Annotated in this window: 19 protein-coding genes and 1 pseudogene; 10 read left to right on the plus strand and 10 right to left on the minus strand. The window is 67.3% G+C overall.

All coding sequences use genetic code 11. The annotated features are described in order from the left end of the window. Complete coding sequence (locus QXK92_RS23265) at window positions 1-510, minus strand: DoxX family protein (RefSeq protein ID WP_306245606.1); 510 nt, start codon at window positions 508-510, stop codon at window positions 1-3. A 99-nt stretch (window positions 511-609) separates the two neighbouring features. Here QXK92_RS23265 and QXK92_RS23270 point away from each other — a divergent pair, with 99 nt between their 5' ends. After that, window positions 610-2232, plus strand: coding sequence for a pyruvate, phosphate dikinase (locus QXK92_RS23270; protein ID WP_306245608.1), 1623 nt, complete (start codon window positions 610-612; stop codon window positions 2230-2232). Further along, the gene (locus QXK92_RS23275) at window positions 2229-2834 is read left to right on the plus strand and encodes a MarR family transcriptional regulator (protein ID WP_306245610.1); all 606 of its coding nucleotides are present in this window, start codon (window positions 2229-2231) and stop codon (window positions 2832-2834) included. The genes QXK92_RS23270 and QXK92_RS23275 overlap by 4 nt, the downstream gene beginning before the upstream one ends. 1 nt (window position 2835) lies before the next feature. Here the strand turns inward: QXK92_RS23275 and QXK92_RS23280 are convergent, their stop codons facing one another. Together QXK92_RS23280 and QXK92_RS23285 are read right to left on the minus strand one after the other, a co-directional pair. Beyond that, complete coding sequence (locus tag QXK92_RS23280) at window positions 2836-4059, minus strand: wax ester/triacylglycerol synthase domain-containing protein (RefSeq protein ID WP_306246444.1); 1224 nt, start codon at window positions 4057-4059, stop codon at window positions 2836-2838. 17 nt (window positions 4060-4076) lie between these two features. After that, window positions 4077-4994 (minus strand): alpha/beta fold hydrolase, encoded by a 918-nt coding sequence (locus QXK92_RS23285; protein ID WP_306245612.1) that lies wholly within the window; start codon window positions 4992-4994, stop codon window positions 4077-4079. Window positions 4995-5175: 181 nt separating this feature from the next. Between QXK92_RS23285 and QXK92_RS23290 the strand changes: the two genes are divergently transcribed. Together QXK92_RS23290 and QXK92_RS23295 are read left to right on the plus strand one after the other, a co-directional pair. Then, the gene (locus tag QXK92_RS23290) at window positions 5176-6297 is read left to right on the plus strand and encodes a PPE family protein (RefSeq protein ID WP_306245614.1); all 1122 of its coding nucleotides are present in this window, start codon (window positions 5176-5178) and stop codon (window positions 6295-6297) included. Then, a complete protein-coding gene (locus tag QXK92_RS23295; protein ID WP_306245616.1) occupies window positions 6297-6896 on the plus strand; it encodes a TetR/AcrR family transcriptional regulator in 600 nt (199 codons plus the stop codon). The genes QXK92_RS23290 and QXK92_RS23295 overlap by 1 nt, the downstream gene beginning before the upstream one ends. Window positions 6897-6898: 2 nt before the next feature. Here the strand turns inward: QXK92_RS23295 and QXK92_RS23300 are convergent, their stop codons facing one another. Beyond that, window positions 6899-7372, minus strand: coding sequence for a VOC family protein (locus QXK92_RS23300; RefSeq protein WP_306245617.1), 474 nt, complete (start codon window positions 7370-7372; stop codon window positions 6899-6901). A 101-nt stretch (window positions 7373-7473) separates the two neighbouring features. Here QXK92_RS23300 and QXK92_RS23305 point away from each other — a divergent pair, with 101 nt between their 5' ends. The 4 genes from QXK92_RS23305 (at window position 7474) to QXK92_RS23320 (ending at window position 11008) form a co-directional block, all read left to right on the plus strand. Then, window positions 7474-8346 (plus strand): SDR family NAD(P)-dependent oxidoreductase, encoded by an 873-nt coding sequence (locus QXK92_RS23305; RefSeq protein WP_306246446.1) that lies wholly within the window; start codon window positions 7474-7476, stop codon window positions 8344-8346. A 123-nt stretch (window positions 8347-8469) separates the two neighbouring features. Further along, a complete protein-coding gene (locus QXK92_RS23310; RefSeq protein WP_306245619.1) occupies window positions 8470-9537 on the plus strand; it encodes a dihydrodipicolinate reductase in 1068 nt (355 codons plus the stop codon). Then, window positions 9534-10154: a TetR/AcrR family transcriptional regulator gene (locus QXK92_RS23315; protein ID WP_306245621.1), complete on the plus strand. Its 621-nt coding sequence runs from the start codon at window positions 9534-9536 to the stop codon at window positions 10152-10154. The genes QXK92_RS23310 and QXK92_RS23315 overlap by 4 nt, the downstream gene beginning before the upstream one ends. Further along, window positions 10151-11008: an alpha/beta fold hydrolase gene (locus tag QXK92_RS23320; RefSeq protein WP_306245623.1), complete on the plus strand. Its 858-nt coding sequence runs from the start codon at window positions 10151-10153 to the stop codon at window positions 11006-11008. The genes QXK92_RS23315 and QXK92_RS23320 overlap by 4 nt, the downstream gene beginning before the upstream one ends. Before the next feature lie 124 nt (window positions 11009-11132). Here QXK92_RS23320 and gnd read toward each other — a convergent pair whose 3' ends face one another. After that, window positions 11133-12155 carry a phosphogluconate dehydrogenase (NAD(+)-dependent, decarboxylating) gene (gene gnd, locus QXK92_RS23325; RefSeq protein WP_306245625.1) on the minus strand — a complete coding sequence of 341 codons (1023 nt, stop codon included), beginning with the start codon at window positions 12153-12155 and terminating at the stop codon, window positions 11133-11135. A gap of 136 nt (window positions 12156-12291) precedes the next feature. Between gnd and QXK92_RS23330 the strand changes: the two genes are divergently transcribed. Then, on the plus strand, window positions 12292-13119 hold the full coding sequence (locus QXK92_RS23330) for an adenylate/guanylate cyclase domain-containing protein (RefSeq protein WP_306245627.1): 828 nt from the start codon (window positions 12292-12294) through the stop codon (window positions 13117-13119). Here QXK92_RS23330 and QXK92_RS23335 read toward each other — a convergent pair. Beyond that, the gene (locus QXK92_RS23335) at window positions 13068-13277 is read right to left on the minus strand and encodes a hypothetical protein (protein WP_306245629.1); all 210 of its coding nucleotides are present in this window, start codon (window positions 13275-13277) and stop codon (window positions 13068-13070) included. The two genes, QXK92_RS23330 and QXK92_RS23335, sit on opposite strands and share 52 nt — an antisense overlap. A 32-nt stretch (window positions 13278-13309) precedes the next feature. Between QXK92_RS23335 and QXK92_RS23340 the strand changes: the two genes are divergently transcribed. Then, window positions 13310-14005, plus strand: coding sequence for a guanylate cyclase (locus tag QXK92_RS23340; protein ID WP_306245631.1), 696 nt, complete (start codon window positions 13310-13312; stop codon window positions 14003-14005). A 2-nt stretch (window positions 14006-14007) separates the two neighbouring features. On the opposite strand, the gene QXK92_RS23345 is transcribed toward QXK92_RS23340, so the two are convergent. The 4 genes and pseudogenes from QXK92_RS23345 to QXK92_RS23360 form a co-directional block, all read right to left on the minus strand. Then, window positions 14008-14529, minus strand: a complete 522-nt coding sequence (locus QXK92_RS23345; protein ID WP_306245633.1) for an OsmC family protein — start codon at window positions 14527-14529, stop codon at window positions 14008-14010. A 326-nt stretch (window positions 14530-14855) separates the two neighbouring features. After that, window positions 14856-15397, minus strand: a pseudogene (locus QXK92_RS23350) (hypothetical protein); the annotation flags it as partial. Window positions 15398-15677: 280 nt separating this feature from the next. Further along, on the minus strand, window positions 15678-16511 hold the full coding sequence (locus QXK92_RS23355) for an alpha/beta fold hydrolase (protein WP_306245634.1): 834 nt from the start codon (window positions 16509-16511) through the stop codon (window positions 15678-15680). After that, complete coding sequence (locus QXK92_RS23360) at window positions 16511-16864, minus strand: VOC family protein (RefSeq protein ID WP_306245635.1); 354 nt, start codon at window positions 16862-16864, stop codon at window positions 16511-16513. Before QXK92_RS23360 ends, QXK92_RS23355 begins: the two co-directional genes overlap by 1 nt.

The raw sequence follows: 16864 nt of genomic DNA on the forward strand, positions 1-16864 counted from the left end.
CTACCCGGCTTGTTTGGCCGGCGGCCGGTAGAAGATCAGCAACTGGCCGACAGCCCCGGCCAAACCCAGGCCCACCGAGATAGCCAGACCCTGCCAGCCGTCGAACCAGTTCTTGCCGAAGATCAGGTGATCCAGGCTGAGCTTCCCGGCACCCAGGGTGGCGACGACCACCGCGGTCACCGCCAGCACCAGGTTGTACTCCCAGCCCTCCTTGACGATGAAGAACCCGTTGACCCGGTGCACCGTCCACGCCGCCACCAGCATCAGCGAGACGAATCCGGCCGCGGGAATCGGCGTCAGCAACCCCGCCGCCAGCCCCAGCCCGGCCGCCGTCTCGGTGGTGGCGGCGACGGTGGCGTGGAACTTGCCGGGCTTCATCCCGATGCTTTCGAACCAGCGCGCGGTACCCGGTATCCGCCCACCACCGAAGAATTTGTTCAACCCGTGCGCGGCCATGGTCAGACCCAGCACCAGCCGCAGGATCAGCAACGCGACGTCATAGGGAGTCATACCGTCAAAACTAACGGGTAAGCAACAGCGGCGAGCAGCCGAGCCCGGTGATCGGTATGGGACCATTGCGGCGTTCCGGCAACGACGAGGGGGTGAATCTTGGCTGGTGTGGCGCACGGCCGGCACTCCCCCGCGCGCACGCTGACGAACGCTGTCGTCGCGCTGGACGGCCGATCGAGCCATCCGCGGGAAATCCTCGGCAACAAGGGCCACGGAATCGACACCATGCGCCGTCACAACCTGCCGGTGCCCCCCGCATTCTGCATCACCACCGAGGTGGGCCTGCGCTATCTGACCGACCCCGGGCCCACCATCGATGCGATCTGGGCGGACGTGCTCGATCGGATGCGCTGGCTGGAAGAGCAAACCTCGCGCACCTTCGGACGAGGACCGCGTCCACTCCTGGTCAGCGTGCGCTCCGGGGCCACCCAGTCGATGCCGGGCATGATGGACACGATTCTGGACCTCGGCATGAACGACGACGTCGAACGTGCACTGGCCGAACAGGGCACCGTCGAGTTCGCCCGCGACACCCGCCGCCGGTTCACCGCGATGTACCGGCGCATCGTCGGGGCCGACGCGGACCCGTCCGACGACCCGTACACCCAGCTGCGCACCGGCATCGAGGCCGTATTCGCCTCCTGGAACTCTCCGCGGGCGCTGGCCTACCGCGATCACTACAGCCTCGACGAACGTCAGGGCACCGCGGTGGTGGTGCAGGCGATGGTGTTCGGCAACCAGGCGGCCAAGTCGGGCGCCGGCGTGCTGTCCTCGCGCAACCCGATCACCGGAGCCAACGAGCCCTTCGGCGAATGGCTGCCCGGCGGCCAGGGTGACGACGTGGTGTCCGGCCTGGTCGACGTCGAACCGATCACCGCGCTGCGCGACGAACAACCCGCCGTTTTCGACGAGCTGATGGACGCCGCCCGCACCCTCGAGCGACTCAATGCCGACGTCCAGGAGATCGAGTTCACCGTCGAAGACGGCAAACTGTGGCTGCTGCAGACCCGGGGCGCCGAACGTTCGGCGCACGCTGCCGCGCGGCTGGCGCTGCAACTCCGCCATGAGGGACTGATCGATGACGTCGAGACGCTGCGGCGGGTGACCCCGGCCCACGTCCAAGCTGTGCTGCAACCGTCACTGCAACCCGAAACCCGGCTCAGCGCACCACTTCTGGCCCGAGGTCTGCCCGCCTGTCCCGGCGTGGTGACCGGCACCGCCTACACCGACGTCGACGAAGCTCTCGACGCCGCCGACCGGGGCGAGCCGGTCATCCTGGTCCGCGATCACACCCGGCCCGAAGACGTGCAGGGCATGCTGGCCGCACAGGGCATCGTCACCGAAGTGGGCGGGCCGGCCAGCCACGCAGCCGTCGTCAGCCGCGAACTCGGCCGCGTCGCGGTGGTGGGTTGCGGCCAGGGTGTCGCCACTTCGCTGGCCGGCCGGCAGATCACTGTCGATGGGTACGAAGGCGAAGTGCGAGAAGGGATTCTGAGTCTGACGGCATGGTCGGAAGACGACACGCCGGAGTTGCGTGAGCTGGCCGGGATCGCCCTGCGCGTCAGCCCGCTGCGTGCGCACGCGAGCGGCGACCATCCGCGCCTCGACGACTACTCCGACGAGGCCTTGCAGGCGGCCATGGCCGCCGGACACCTCGACGTCGTCTCGGCAACGCCGCTGATCACCATGCTCAACGCGATACGGTTGCGGGCCGGCTCATGACGGATCTGCCCGTGCTGCAAGCTGTCCGCCTGAAAGGCCGGGTCAGCCCCGCCGACCTGGCCCGGACCCTGGATGCCGATGACGCTGAGACCGAGGCTGCGGTGCGCCGGCTGGTCGACGCGGGCCTGCTGATCGCGGGCCCCACCGTGCGGATCAGCCCCGACGGGCGCGCCCGCCTCGCCGAGTTGCTGGCCGCTGAGCGGCAGGACGTCGAGTCCGCGACGATCGACGCCGCCTACCACGAATTCCGCTCGGTCAACGCGGATTTCAAAGCCCTGGTCACCGACTGGCAACTCCGCGACGGCCAGCCCAACGATCACCGGGACGCCGAATACGACGCCGCGGTGCTGGCCCGCCTCGACGACGTGCACCAGCGGGTGACGCCGATCATCGCGGCGGTCGCCGCGCAGCTGCCCCGCCTGCGCGGCTACCCGGTAAAACTCGCCGCCGCGCTGACAAAGGTGACGAACGGCGAAATCGCTTGGCTGACAGGGCCACTCATCGACTCCTACCACACCGTGTGGTTCGAGCTGCATGAAGAGCTGATCCTGGCCGCCGGTCTGACCCGCGAACAGGCGGCCCGATCGGGCGACGCGCAGTAACTCACAGCGCAGCCTCCAACCGCCGCAGATACCCGTCGATGTCCGGCATCGCCGACTCCGCCGCATGCACACTGATCGCGATGATGTCACCGATGCCGTGCACGCCGTGGGTCAGACCCATCACCGGCGAAAGGGCCGGATAGCCCGCCGTCAACACCACCGGCACATCGCCGAAGCTGAGATCGGCGGCGCCGCGGTGCACGCTGGACACCACCGTGTTCCCCGATACCTGCTCGGGGCGCACCTCGACATCGAATTGGCTTACACCCCAACGCAACAGCACCGCCGGCACGGCGGCGAACGCCGCGTCGGAGGCGCGCGTCGCCGGATGCTCGAAACGGCGCCGGCCATTGGCCAGGTCGGCGGCGATGCGCTGCACTCTGTCGTCGTGCCCGAGCGCCGGGTACAGCCCCACCACGATGTTCCCGAAGTGGTTGAAGCCCAACGGCACACCCGGCTTGGCCATGGGTACCTCCGCAGCCAGCGACGCCGCCGACTCCCCCAACACGTCGGACAGCGCCGTGGATATGGCGGACAGCGCCGCAACCGTGACCGTCGGGCCGTTGAGTTGCCCGCGGCGGCGCACCACCGTGCGCATCATCCGGGTGCCGCCCGGTGCGGAATTGGTGGCCAGCAACGGCCGCGATCCCAGTCCCGGCGCCAGAGATCCGCCGGCGGTGTCACGGACGAACCGGCGGTGCGCCCGGGCCGCGAGCACGCCCCGCCACGGCAGGAAGCCCGCCCGCGTCCGCACGGCCGGCACCGGATCCTGCCGGCCGAACAACCACGCCGCCATGGCCGACGCCCGAGCGCCGTCGGCCAGCGCATGCGCGGCCTGCAACACGGCAACGATGCCCCTGCCCTGAACCCCCGGGATCCCGCTTACGGATGTGAAAACATGTAATTGCCAGGGTTTTTCGCGGATGTCCAGTTGGTGACCCGCCAACCCGGCGACAGCGTCCAGGCAGCCCGCCCAGCCGTTGTCGGGTAATTCGTGCCGGGTCACCCGCCCGGCGTCGACCGGCGCCCGCACCCACCTCGGATACGTCAGCGGGCCACCTTCCTCGGCCACCAGCCCCAACTCCGGGCAGGCGCGGGCCCGGCGCACCACCTGCGACACCGCGGCGTCGAGGTCGGCGGGTTCGCCGCCGAAGGCATAGAGCAGGAACTCGTCGTTGGGGATCTTGGCCGACATCCAGTAGAACTGCGCGTCGACGGCGGCCATCCGCTGCCCGGCGGCCACTAGGGCTTTGCAGCGCCGGGTGAGCCGATGAAGGACAGGACCGACTCCGCGACCTGGTCGGGCTGCTCGAGCTGCAGGAAGTGACCGGCGTGCGAGACGATGGACACCTCGCTGCCGGGCGGCAGGATGGGTTCGACCCAGTGCGCGAACGCCGCGGTCATGCAGCCGTCGTCGCGCCCGTGCAGATATAGGGTCGGCAGCTTCGGCGGCTGGGTCCAATACCGGTGCAATTCGGCGTACTGCGCCGGCGGCCGCGTATTGCGGATCGTGGCGCGGTAATAGCCCAGCGCCGCGCGCCAGCTCTCCGGCGTTCCGATCGCGGCGTCGACATGACGCAGGTCCTCCTCGGCGTGGTAACCGGGCGACCACCGGCGCCACAGCAGCGGCACCACCCATGAGGCGGATCGTTCCGGCAGCAACGGCAGCTGGAAGTAACTGATGTACCAGCTGCGCAGCAGCTGGCGGGAGAGTTCGGCGGCCAGCCGGCCACGGTCGTCGAGCCGGCCCAGCGGCCGGAACGCGCCCGACGGCGGCACCGACATGATCACCGCTTTGGCGAACGGGCTGTCCGGCATCGCGGCCAGCCCGGTGGCGGCGATCGCTCCCCAGTCGTGACCGATCACCACATCGCGCTCGGAGCCGCCGGCGGCCGTCCGGACCCGTAGCGCGTCGTGCATCAGGGCGCCCACGTGGTAGCTCCCGTCCACCGGAATGGACGAGGGCGCGTACCCCCGCATGAATGGCGCCACCACCCGCCAGCCGGCCTCGGCCAGTCGGGGCGCAAACTTGCGCCATCCGTACGCGGTATCGGGAAAACCGTGCAGGCACAACGCAATCGGGCCGTCGGCGGGGCCCCAGGTCAGAGCTTTGAGGTCACCGTTGGGGCCCTTCACGTCGATCCACCGTGGTTCAGACAACTCGACTCCTGTTCGCCGTGTACAGCCCGCACCGTCCAACGTAACCGGCCGCACGGGGGACAAGAAGCCCGTCGATCGGGGGACACGAATTTCCTCCCCCGGTGTAGCCGCTCGGCCGACAGACTGCAGCCCCTCGTCACGGGAGCCTTAGTGCAAGGGCGCAGAGGGAGGAGCAGCAACGATGATGTTCGCCGCCTTACCACCGGAGATCAACTCCGTTCGTATGTACACCGGGCCGGGTCCCGGCTCGATGCTCGCCGCCGCGGCGGCCTGGGAGCAGCTGGCCGCCGAGCTCGAATCGACCGCAGCCTCATTCGACGCGGTGATCACCGACTTGATCGCTGACCCGTGGCTGGGCGCCGCCGCGACGACGATGGCCGCCGCCGCGGTGCCGTACCTCGGATGGCTCACCGCCACCGCCGGGCAGGCCGCTCACACCGCCGGCCAGGCCAAGGCGGCCGCCGCAGCCTACGAGGCGGCCTACGCGATGACCGTCCCACCGGCGCTGGTCGCCGCCAACCGCGCTCAGCTCGCGGCGCTGACCGCCACGAATTTCATCGGCCAGAACACCCCGGCCATCGCCGCCACCGAAGCCCAGTACGGCGAGATGTGGGCGCAGGACTCAACGGCGATGTACATCTACGCCGCCGCCTCGACGGCCGCCGGCAGGCTCGCACCCTTGACCGCACCGCCGCGGCCGGCCAATCCGGCCGCTCCGGCTGCGCAGGCGGTCGCGCAGGCCGGCGCGACCTCGGTGACGGCCGAGATCATGAACGCGTTGTCGCAGCTGATCGAGGCCATCCCCACCGTGCTGGGCGGCATCGGGTGGAGCGGGCTGCCCGATTGGGTGAGCGACCTGCAGACGATGATGAGCATTTTCGGCACACCGTTCTTCGCCACGACCTCACTGGCGGGCCTGGGGATGTCGATGATGTCCACCCTGAAGGGCCTGGCCCCCGCGGCAGCCGCCATCGGCGGCCAGATCGCCTCGTCGGTGGCGCCGGCCCTCACCGCGAGTTCGGCGTCCCTGCCCGGCGCGGTGTCGGCCGGCCTGGGCAAGGCGGCCGGCGTCGGGGCGCTGTCTGTACCGCGCGCCTGGACGTCGGCGGCACCGGTGCTCTCCGGGGCCACCGCGCTGCAGGGCAGCCCCGCCGGTGCCACGGTCCGTGCCCTGGACAGCGTCCGCCCCGAAGGCCTGCTGGGTGGGTTGCCGCTGACACAGATCCCCGGCCGGACGATGACGACATCCGAATCCCGGCTCGAACTCCCCACCCTGCGAATCCTCCCGGAGGCGGTTGGCTGATGGCAGACATGACTTCGTCAGCACGGGCCCGCCGCTGGGCCAAGACCGACGAGACCCAGCGCCGGATACTTGACGCGGCGACCCAGGTATTCGCCAACAAGGGCTTCACCGCCGCGACGATCGCCGAAGTGGTTTCCGGCTCGGGAGCCAGCATCGGCAGCATCTACCACCATTTCGGCGGCAAGAGCGAACTGTTCATGGCGATCTTCGAGCAGATGGCCGATACCGTCGACCGACGTATCCGGGCCGCGTTGAGCGGACCCGGCTCAGCCACCCAGGACCGGCGCCGCCTTTTCCAGCTGCACGTGCGGGCCTACCTGGCCGGGATGTGGGAAAACCGCCACGCGGCGCGGGTGCTGTCGTCCGGAGATACTCCCCCGGGTTTCGAGGTAACCCGTCGCAAGCGCCTGGCATCGGTCCTGCACAACTGGATGGAAGCGCTCGACATGGACACCTCACCGCGTCAGCAGCTGATGGTCCGCGTCCTGATCGCGACGGTCGCCGAGTCGACGCTGATGGTCATCGGCTGCGACGACCCGACCGAGGTGCCGCCGATCATCGACGCCACGATCGAATGGATCGACCAGATCACCGAGTGAGCTCACACGGCCGCGGCGGCCTGCTCCAGCTCGGCGACGACGATCTTTCGCATCCCGTGCATGGCCTTGGTGGCCGCGGTGGCGCGGGCCGGGTCGGGATCGGACACCAACTCATAGAGCCGGTCCGGAATGATCTGCCAGCTCAGCCCGAAACGGTCCTTGAGCCAGCCACATTGCGATTCCTCGCCGCCGTCGGTCAGCCGCTGCCAGTAGTAGTCGACCTCGTCCTGGTCCTTGCAGTGGACGGTGAAGGACACCGCCTCGCTGAAGGTGAACGCCGGCCCCCCGTTGATGCCGATGAACCGGATCCCGTCCAGGACGAACGTGCCGCTCAGCGCCGTCCCCGGTTCGTAGGGTCCGGCGTCGGTGCAGCGGTTGATCTGCTCGACCTTCGAGTTGGGGAACACCGAGGTGTAGAACTCGGCCGCCTCCTCGAGGTTGTTGTCGAACCACAGTGAGGGCGTGATCGCCGGCATGAACGTCTCCTAGCTGTCGGGGTCTGTGCAGGGATAGACCACCCGCGGACGGTGAACTCACCGCACTTGCCCAGAAAGATTACGGATGTAATTATCTGGTGGTGGGGTTGCTGGACGGCAAAGTCGCCGTCGTCACCGGGACCAGTCGTGGCGTGGGCGTGGGCATCGCACATGAGTTGCTGCGGGCAGGGGCCACCGTCGTCGGGTGCTCCCGATCGCCACTGGACCAGTTGCCCGGCCTCAGCGGCCCCGACGCGGAGCCGGATTGGACCCGGCGCTGCGCCCAAATGGTCTGCGATCAAGGCGATTACCGCGCCATCGACGCTTTCGTCAGCCAAGTCGTGGACCACTACGGCCGCATCGACATCCTGGTCAACAACGCCGGAGGCACGGTACCCGCCCCGCACGTCGAAGACATTCCCGAACTGGTGCAGCGTCTGCAGGGCGCGCCGCGCAGCACCGACGATTTCGAACGCACCGCGTTGTTCCACGCCTTCGCGGTTCAGATGAACCTGATCAGCCCGTTGTGGTTCGCCATCCGCGTCTACCGGCAGATGAAGACACAGGACGGCACGGGGTGCATCGTTAACATCTCCAGCGGCGCCGGGCACCCAGCTGGCGCGCCCACGCTGGTGTCCTACGGCGCGGCCAAGTCCGGGCTCAACCATCTGACACGTTCGCTGGCTCAGGAATGGGGCCCGAAGGTGCGGGTCAACTGTGTGGCGCTGGGACCGACCATCACCGAGAACTTCCGCGCCTTCGTGCTGCCCAAGGACGACCCGACCGGCACCGAATATTTCGCGAAGGTCCCGATGAAGCGCGGCGGTGAGCCCGCCGAAGTGGGTCGCACCGTTGTCTTCTTAGCTTCGGGCACAGTCGATTTCATCAACGGCACCACCATCGAGATCGACGGCGGCATGCTGCCGGGAGTGCTCTATGACGCGGGCCTGAAGACGATCACCGACCTGATGTGAGGAGCATCCCGTGACATATGACCGTGCCGATTTCGACGCGTTCTGGGAGGACTGGCAGCCCGGTCACTACCGGTCCTGGTCCGAGATGAGCGCACCGCTGTGGCCGGTTCTCCAGGTGCTGTCATGACTCGCGTCATCCAGTACTCGACCGGAAACGTCGGCCGGCACGCCCTGCGCATGCTCATCGAGCGGCCCGACTTCGAACTGGTGGGTGTACACGCCCGCAGCCCGGACAAGGTGGGACGCGACGCCGCCGAACTGTGCGGGCTGACAACGCCATCAGGCGTCACGGCCACCGATGACATCGATGACCTACTGGCACTGAACGCCGACTGCGTGGTCTACACCTCGCAGGCCGAGACCCGGCCCAAAGAGGCCATCAAGGAGATCAGCCGCTTCCTGCGCGCCGGCACCAACGTGGTCGGCTCGTCGTTCGTGTGGATGGTGGCCCCCGAGCAGGCCGGCGACTGGCTGCGCGATCCGCTGCAACAGGCCTGCGCAGACGGCGACGCGACGCTCTACATCAACGGCGTCGACCCGGGCTATTCCGGTGACACGCTGGCCTACACGGCGTTGAGTCTGACGGAACGCGCCACCAGTGTCACGGTGCAGGAGATCTGCGACTACGCCAGCTACGACGATGCCGAATTCACCGGTGTCAGTTTCGGTTTCGGCACCGACCCGGATCACACGCCGGTCATGTTCCTGCCCGGCGTGCTGACGTCGATGTGGGGTGTGCAGGTGCGCAGCCTGGCGCAAGACCTGGGAGTCGAACTCGACGAGGTACGGGAGCGGTGCGAAAAATGGGTGACGCCCGTACCGATCGACTGCACGATGATGCATGTCGATCCGGGACAGGTCGCCGCGGTGCGGTTCGGCGTCGAAGGCCTGCGCGGCGGCGAGGTCGTCATCACCATGGAGCACGTCAACCGCCTGGGCCCGGACACCGCACCGGACTGGGCCTATCCCCCCGACGGCCGCGCCGGCGTGCACAGGGTGATGGTGACCGGCAGTCCGGGTGTGGAGATCAACACCCACCTGGGCGGCGAGATCGACCACAACGAGGGCGGCGTGATCGCCACCGCCGCGCGCGTGGTCAACCTGATCCATGCGGTGTGTGCCGCTCCCAGCGGCATTTTGGCCGCCCACGATCTGCGGCCACTCGACCACCTCCGCGGCGTGATGCGTTGACAGCCCCGCGCCGACCCGCCAGCGGTGGACAGGCCCGCGCCGAACGCAGCCGCCAGGCCGTCATCGACGAAGCCGTCCGTTACATCCTCAAGGAGGGCTTCGCCCCGCCCAGCGTGCGCCAGATCACCGAACGCGCCGGATTGACCTGGGGCGTCGTGCAATACCACTTCGGCGATCTCAACGGGATTCTGATGGCGGTGCTGGACAAGGGTTTTGCCGACCTTTTGGAGACTCTCGACCAGCTGCCCGCTCAGGCCGCGCAGGTCTCGCCACAGGACCGCCCGGCTTTCGTCGTCGACGCGGTGTGGCGGGCGTTCTCAAGCCCGACCTCGATGGCGGCGCTGGAGATCCTGATCGCCACCCGCAGTGCGCGTACCGACAAGGCCAACGCCCACCTCGCCGCCATGACAGCCCGGATGACCGAGATCGGCGAACATCTGGGCAGCGGGATCGCCCCGGCCCAGGCGACCCGGCTGGGCAATCTGATCTGGGCCACCATCCGCGGGCTGGTGGCCGTGCAGCTGACGTGGCCCAGGCCGTTGGACAGCACCCGGGATCGAGCGATGCTCGCCGAAGTCATCACCGCGTACCTGGCCTCAACCCAAGGAGATTCATGACCATGACAGGCAGCCCCGAGACAGTGGAATTCGCCGGGGTGGACGGGATCACGCTGGTCGCCGACGAATGGAACCGCGGTGCCGCTGATGGTCGGCCCACCATCTTGATGCTGCACGGCGGCGGCCAGAACCGGTTCTCCTGGAAGAACACCGGGCAGGTGCTGGCCGACGACGGCTACCACGTCATCGCCCTCGACACCCGCGGCCACGGCGACAGCGACCGCGCACCGGACGCCGACTACGACGTGGAGACGCTGACCGCCGACGTCATGCACGTACTGGAGGCGATCGGGCGACCGGTGGTGATCATCGGCGCCAGCATGGGCGGACTGACCGGGATCCTGGTCGCCGACCGGGCCGGGGCGCAGCGGGTGACGAAGCTGGTGCTCGTCGACGTGGTGCCCCGGTTCGAGAAGAACGGCAGCGCCCGCATCCGCGAGTTCATGATGACCAACATCGACGGCTTCGAGTCGCTGGAGGACGCCGCCGAGGCGGTCGCCGCCTACCTGCCGCACCGCACCAAGCCGCGCAGCCCCGAGGGCCTGAAGAAGAACCTGCGGCAACGCGACGGACGCTGGTACTGGCACTGGGATCCCGCGTTCATGACCAAGCCCGGCGACGATCCCGAGTTGCGCACCGAGGGTTTCGAGGAAGCCGCCGCCAACCTGGCCATCCCGGTGCTGTTGATCCGCGGAAAGCTGTCCGACGTCGTCAGCCTGGAAGGCGTTGAGCATTTCCTGTCCCAGGTACCGCGTGCGGAGTTCGTCGAGCTGTCCAACGCGGGGCACACCGCCGCGGGTGACGACAACGACGCGTTCAGCGACGCGGTGGTGGCCTTCGTCGAACGGGCCTAGGCCCGGAGCGCCGGCCCCGTCCCCCTCACCCGCCACCTCACGTTCGCGCCGACTGTGAACCTCACGACGCGACACGCCGGTTGCAGCGTCGCGTATTTCACGCTCGGCGGCGGAGAAGAGGGACTCAGTTGGCCGGTTTCTCCGCATGGCCGCCGAACTGCTTGCGCATGGCCGACAGCGCTTTATTGGCGAAGTCGTCGAGGTCGCGCGACGCGAAACGGGACTGCAGAGCGGTGGTCAGCACCGGCGACGGCACCCCCTCGTCGATGGCCGCGATGGCCGTCCAGCGGCCTTCGCCCGAATCGGAGACCCGACCGGAGAACTCGGCGAGGTCGGCCGAATCGTGCAGCGCGATCGCGGTGAGATCCAGCAGCCACGAACCGATCACGCTGCCGCGGCGCCACACCTCGGCGATATCCGGGATGTCGAAATCGTATTGGTAGCACTCGGGATTGGACAGCGGAGCGGTCTCGGCGTCACCCTCCTGGATGCGAGTGCCGATGTCGGCGTTGCGCAGGATGTTCAGGCCTTCGGCAAGCGAGGCCATCATCCCGTACTCAATTCCGTTGTGCACCATCTTGACGAAGTGCCCCGCCCCCGCCTGGCCGCAATAGAGATAACCCTTCTCCGGCTGGGCCACCTCACCGTCACGACCCGGCGTGCGCGGCGCGGCGTCCACGCCGGGCGCGACGGTGGCGAAGATGGGTTCGGCGTGCTCGAAGGCATCCGGATCGCCACCGATCATCAGGCAGTAGCCGCGCTCCCGCCCCCACACGCCGCCGCTGGTACCGCAGTCGAGTAACCGAATATTGTTCTTCGCCAACGACTTTGCGTGCTTCATATCGTCGCGGTAGTAGGAGTTGCCACCGTCTATGACGATGTCGCCGGCCTCCAGCGTATCGGCCAGTTCCTCGATCACCCCGGTCGTGATCGTGCCTGCGGGCACCATCACCCAGACCACCCGTGGCGCGGTGAGCTTGTCGCGCAACTCCGCGAGCGAGGAAACCCCGGTGATGCCGTCCTCACCCGCCATCGCCTCGACGGCCTCGGCGCTGTGGTCGTAGACCACACATTCGTGCCCACCGGTGACCACACGGCGCACGATATTGGCACCCATCCGACCGAGACCGATCATCCCGAGTTGCATCTTGTTGCGTCTCCTTCAAGTCCTTGATGGTCCGGTTACTTGAGGTGGTGCTTCCCCGCGATGGGCGAACTCAACCCTAAACACTGCGTTATCGGCCGGACAAGGCTGCTGAACTGCGGCCTGTCAGGATGGGGGTATGGGTGATGCGCTGCATGTGGCGGTCTACGTGCTGGCCGGCATCGCGGTGATCGAGGCGGGGGGCCTGATCGCGCTGTGGCAACTACTCGAGCGCAGCCGACGGGAAGTCGAGGAACTGCAGCAGCGCGCCGACGTCCGCAACCGGCTGTGGACCGGTGGCCGCGAGGCCGTCAAAACGGTCTGGAACACCGCGAACCTGATGCGCAAGGAGGGATTCGGCGCCGCCGTGCGCAGCTCGATCGAGGACCTGGCCGACTGGGCCGAGGTGGAACGGCCCGACCTGGCCAGGGTCACTCCGGACGGCAGAGTGGTGATTTTGTTCTCCGACATCGAGGAGTCCACCGCGCTCAACGAGAAGATCGGCGACCGCGCCTGGGTGAAACTCATCGGCGCCCACGACAAGCTGATGCACCAGCTCGTGCAGCGCCAGTCCGGCCATGTCGTCAAGAGCCAGGGCGACGGATTCATGGTCGCCTTCGCGCGCGCCGAGCAGGCGGTGCGTTGCAGCATGGATCTGCAGAAGGCGCTGCGTAAGGAAGCAAAACGTAAGCGGCATCCGGAAATTCGCGTCCGCATCGGCATTCACATGGGCCGATCGGTGCGTCGCGGCGATGACCTGTTCGGCCGCAACGTCGCCATGGCCGCCCGCGTGGCCGGCCAGGCCGTCGGCGGTCAGATTCTGGTGAGTGAGCCCGTGCGGGATGCCGTCCGTGACTGCGAGGGCATGAGTTTCGACGACGGACGCGAGGTGGAACTGAAGGGATTCTCCGGCAGTTACCGCTTGTACGCGGTGGAAGCCGAACCCGACGCCGAGCGGGAGCCGTAACCCTCCGCGTCGGAATCGGCCAGCCGCTGGTGCAACCGCGCCCGGATCTCGTCGGGCGTGTAGGCACGCCGTTTCCGTTGGTCGCGCACCACCAGCGCACCACCGGCGACGACGCCCGCCACTCCGGCCAGTCCGATCCACTTCCAAACGTTGCGCATCGGCACAGGCTATCCCCCTCTAGAGTGCTTGCGTGAACTCCAGCACGCTCACCCTGGATCAAGCGCTCGAAGAAACCCGGACCGGCGACCTGTGGCTGTTTCGCGGCGGTTCGGGACCCGACCGCGCGATCCAGACACTGACGAACGCACCGGTGAATCACGTCGGTATGACGGTGGCCATCGACGACCTGCCGCCGTTGATCTGGCATGCCGAGCTGGGCGACAAGCTCGTGGACATGTGGACGGGCACCAACCACCGCGGTGTCCAGCTCAACGACGCCCGGGATGTCTTTCTGCAGTGGACCGGGCGCTACCAACAGCGCTGCTGGCTACGGCAGCTGGCGCCGCACGCCAACCACAAGCAGGAGAACGAACTGCTGCGGGTGATTGCGCGGATGGACGGCACCGCCTTCCCGACCACCGCCAAGCTGACTGGCCGTTGGCTGCGCGGCCGGTTACCCACCATCAACGACTGGTTTCGCGGAATACCGTTGGTAGAGAACAAGGTTCGAGAGCACACCGAGCGCCGCAGGACGGAGCGGCGCAAAATGGGCCTGGCGACGGCGTATTGCGCGGAGACGGTGGCCATCACCTACGAGGAGATGGGGCTGCTGCGCACGGACAAGGACACCAACTGGTTCGACCCCGGAAAGTTCTGGAGTGGTGACACGCTGCCGTTGGCGCCGGGCTATGAACTGGGCAAGGAGATCGCGGTAATCGCCCCCTGAGCTCAGCCGATTTCGACTCGGGTCACCACCGGAGTCGGGTTGCGGGTCAGATCCAGCACCGGACAGTGCGCGTCCACCGCGTCCTGCAGCTCGCGGTAGCGCTCGGCGGTGTCCGGTCCGCTCACCCGTACCACCACCCGGACTTCCTGGAAACCGGCCCGAACAGTCTCGGCGGCGTCCCCCAAGCCGAAGAAGCCACGCACGTCGAGGTCGCCTTCGGCGCGGGCGGTGATCGAGTCCACCGCGATGCCCAGCTTTTCCGCCCAGAACCGCCACGTCACGATCTGGCAGGACAGCAGCGAGGCGAGGTAGTACTCCACCGGGTTGGGCGCTTTGGCTTCCCCGCCCAGCGGCGGCGGCTCGTCCACCTCGACGTGATACCGGCCGAGCGTGACGGTGCTGGCGACAGCGTCGTGGGCCACAGCCGTCGCCTCGAAGACGGCGCGCGCCTTGGTGGAGTCCGCACCGACCGCATTCGCGGTGGCCTCGATGATGTCGCCCAGATGGGTAACCGAAGTCGTCACAGCAGCAGTCCTTCCCGTCGCCGCAAAGCTACCGTGCCGCGGCGCGGCGATCGACGGTCCGGCTCGCCCTGAACCGAACATCTAATTGCGACGCATACTTCCGGCCGGAAAGTGGTATTCAGATCGAATAATTCCCGACCCGGGAGTTTGCTGAATTGAATGACGCAAGCCACACCCGTCGCGCATTGTGATCTGATCCACAAATGCGCGCGCCGGATGTGGCTGCGGTTTTTCAGTAAATGTGTGATCTGGGTCGCAGGACCGGTTTACGAATCTGCCATTGCCGGGTCGGCGGGCGGAGCGGGCTCGGGAGCCTGCTCGGGCGCCGGCGGCGCGGCGTCAGGCGCCGGGGGAAGCATTTCCGGTGCCGGGTCGGGAGCGACGGCATCGACCAGTTGCACCGGCGCGTCCGGAGCCGGCAGACCCTCAGGAAGGTCGAGGTCCTCGACCGACAGGAACATGTGGTGAGTGAATTGTGGCTGGTAGGCACCGCCGCCACCGATGCGGACACCACCGCCCTCACCACTGGAGACGGGAGTTCCGTCGGGCAGGGTCACGGCGGTGTGGCCGCCGTTCCAACCGATCACCACTGCGTTGGGAGCGGTGCCGTGCTGGAAGCCGCGGGCCGCCAGCGCAGCCTCCTCATTGCCAGTATTGAACCGGCTTCCGAAAACCGGTCGATCGGCTGCCGCATTTGCGACCCACGACGCGAGCCCTGAACAGTCGGTCCCGGCAGGAGAATCGCCACCCGGAATGTACGGGGTGCCGGAGACCTGATTAACGAGTGCCAACAGCGTTGCTAGAGCAATCATGGCCAGAAACCTACCGACCATATGCATAGGAAATCAAAATTTGTGGCACTAATCACGCGAATTCGAATAGGCCCATTGACCTGCGTATACCGCGTCTATGTCACACGATAATCTAGAAAGTGGAACAGAAGTGATTACTGTGAATGCAGCTATTCAATGGCAAATTACGCTACCAACGACTCTGACCTGCTGAACAGCTACGATGATCTGGTTGACAATGGCATAGCAATCTCCATATTCCACATTCAATGCATAGGAACGTCCGATACTCACTGCCACCCCGGTTACATTCCGGTCTCAGACGTGGCCCAGGCCACAAATTCGAGCCGCCGGGCGCTACGGATGCCGGGCCCACCAATCGAGCAGCAGCTCGGCGACCGCGTCGGGCTGCTGGTCCGGCATCCAGTGGGACGCACCGGCGAGCACCTCGAACCGGTAGTGCCCGGTGACGTAGCGGCCAGATCGGCGAGCGGCAGCTTCCAGGATGTACTTGTCGCGATCGCTCCAGACGAACATGGTCGGAACAGTCACCCGGCCGGTCCGGCCGGACAGCGGCGCGGCCCGATACCAGTTCAGGGCGGCCGTGTAGGCCCCAGGTTCCGTCATGGCCCGCACGTCGCGTTCGGCGAGCTCAGCACGCTGGCCACCCGCATGCAACATGCGTGACAACCTCGCGCCTTTGCCATTCTTTCCCAGGTAGAACCGCTCGGGCAGGCGCGGCAGCAAGAACGCGTAGGCGTACCAGGACGCTAGGCCCTGGCGGCCGGTGACCATCGCCGTCTGCAGCGCGGTCGGGTGAGGCCCGGACAGGGCGCACAGTGTGCGGACCCGATCCGGAAGTTCCGCCGCGACGGCCCATGCCACCAGCGCACCCCAGTCATGGCCGACCAGGTGAACGTCCTTGGCGCCGCTGGCATCGATCAGGGCGCCGACGTCGTCTACGAGTTCCGGCATCCGGTAGTCCCGACGGCGCGTTGGGCGCGCCCGCGGGGAGTAGCCACGCTGGTTCGGGGCCAGGCAGCGGTAACCATGTACGTGGAGCCGCGGAATGAGCTCGTCCCATGCGGCATTCGTCTGCGGGTGGCCGTGCAGTAACACGACCACCGGCCCCTCGGCGGGACCGCGGTCAACCACGTCGAAAACGAGGTCTCCGCGCCGAAACTCCTCCATCAGTCGCGATGGGAGACGATGTTGAGGACGTTGCCGTCGGGCGCCCGAACAAAGAACCGGCGCACGCCCCACGGTTCGGTCGTCAGCGGATGAACGATGTCGTAGCCCCGTTGCCGGGCCTCCTCGTAGGCACCCTCGACGTCGTCGGTGTGAATCGAAGCGACCGAATCCTCTGCGGCGGTTGCGTCCCCGGTCACCAACTGCACGTTCGCTCCGGAGTCGGGGTCGGTGTAGCGGGCGACCCAACCCATGTTGAACTCCTCGTCGCTGAGCCCGAGATAGTCCGTGTAAAAGCTCTTCGTCGCCTCGATGTCAGCGACCCGAAGATTGGGCGTGATGCGCTTTGACCGCAT

The sequence above is a fragment of the Mycobacterium sp. TY815 genome (genome assembly GCF_030755135.1).
GTDB lineage: Bacteria > Actinomycetota > Actinomycetes > Mycobacteriales > Mycobacteriaceae > Mycobacterium.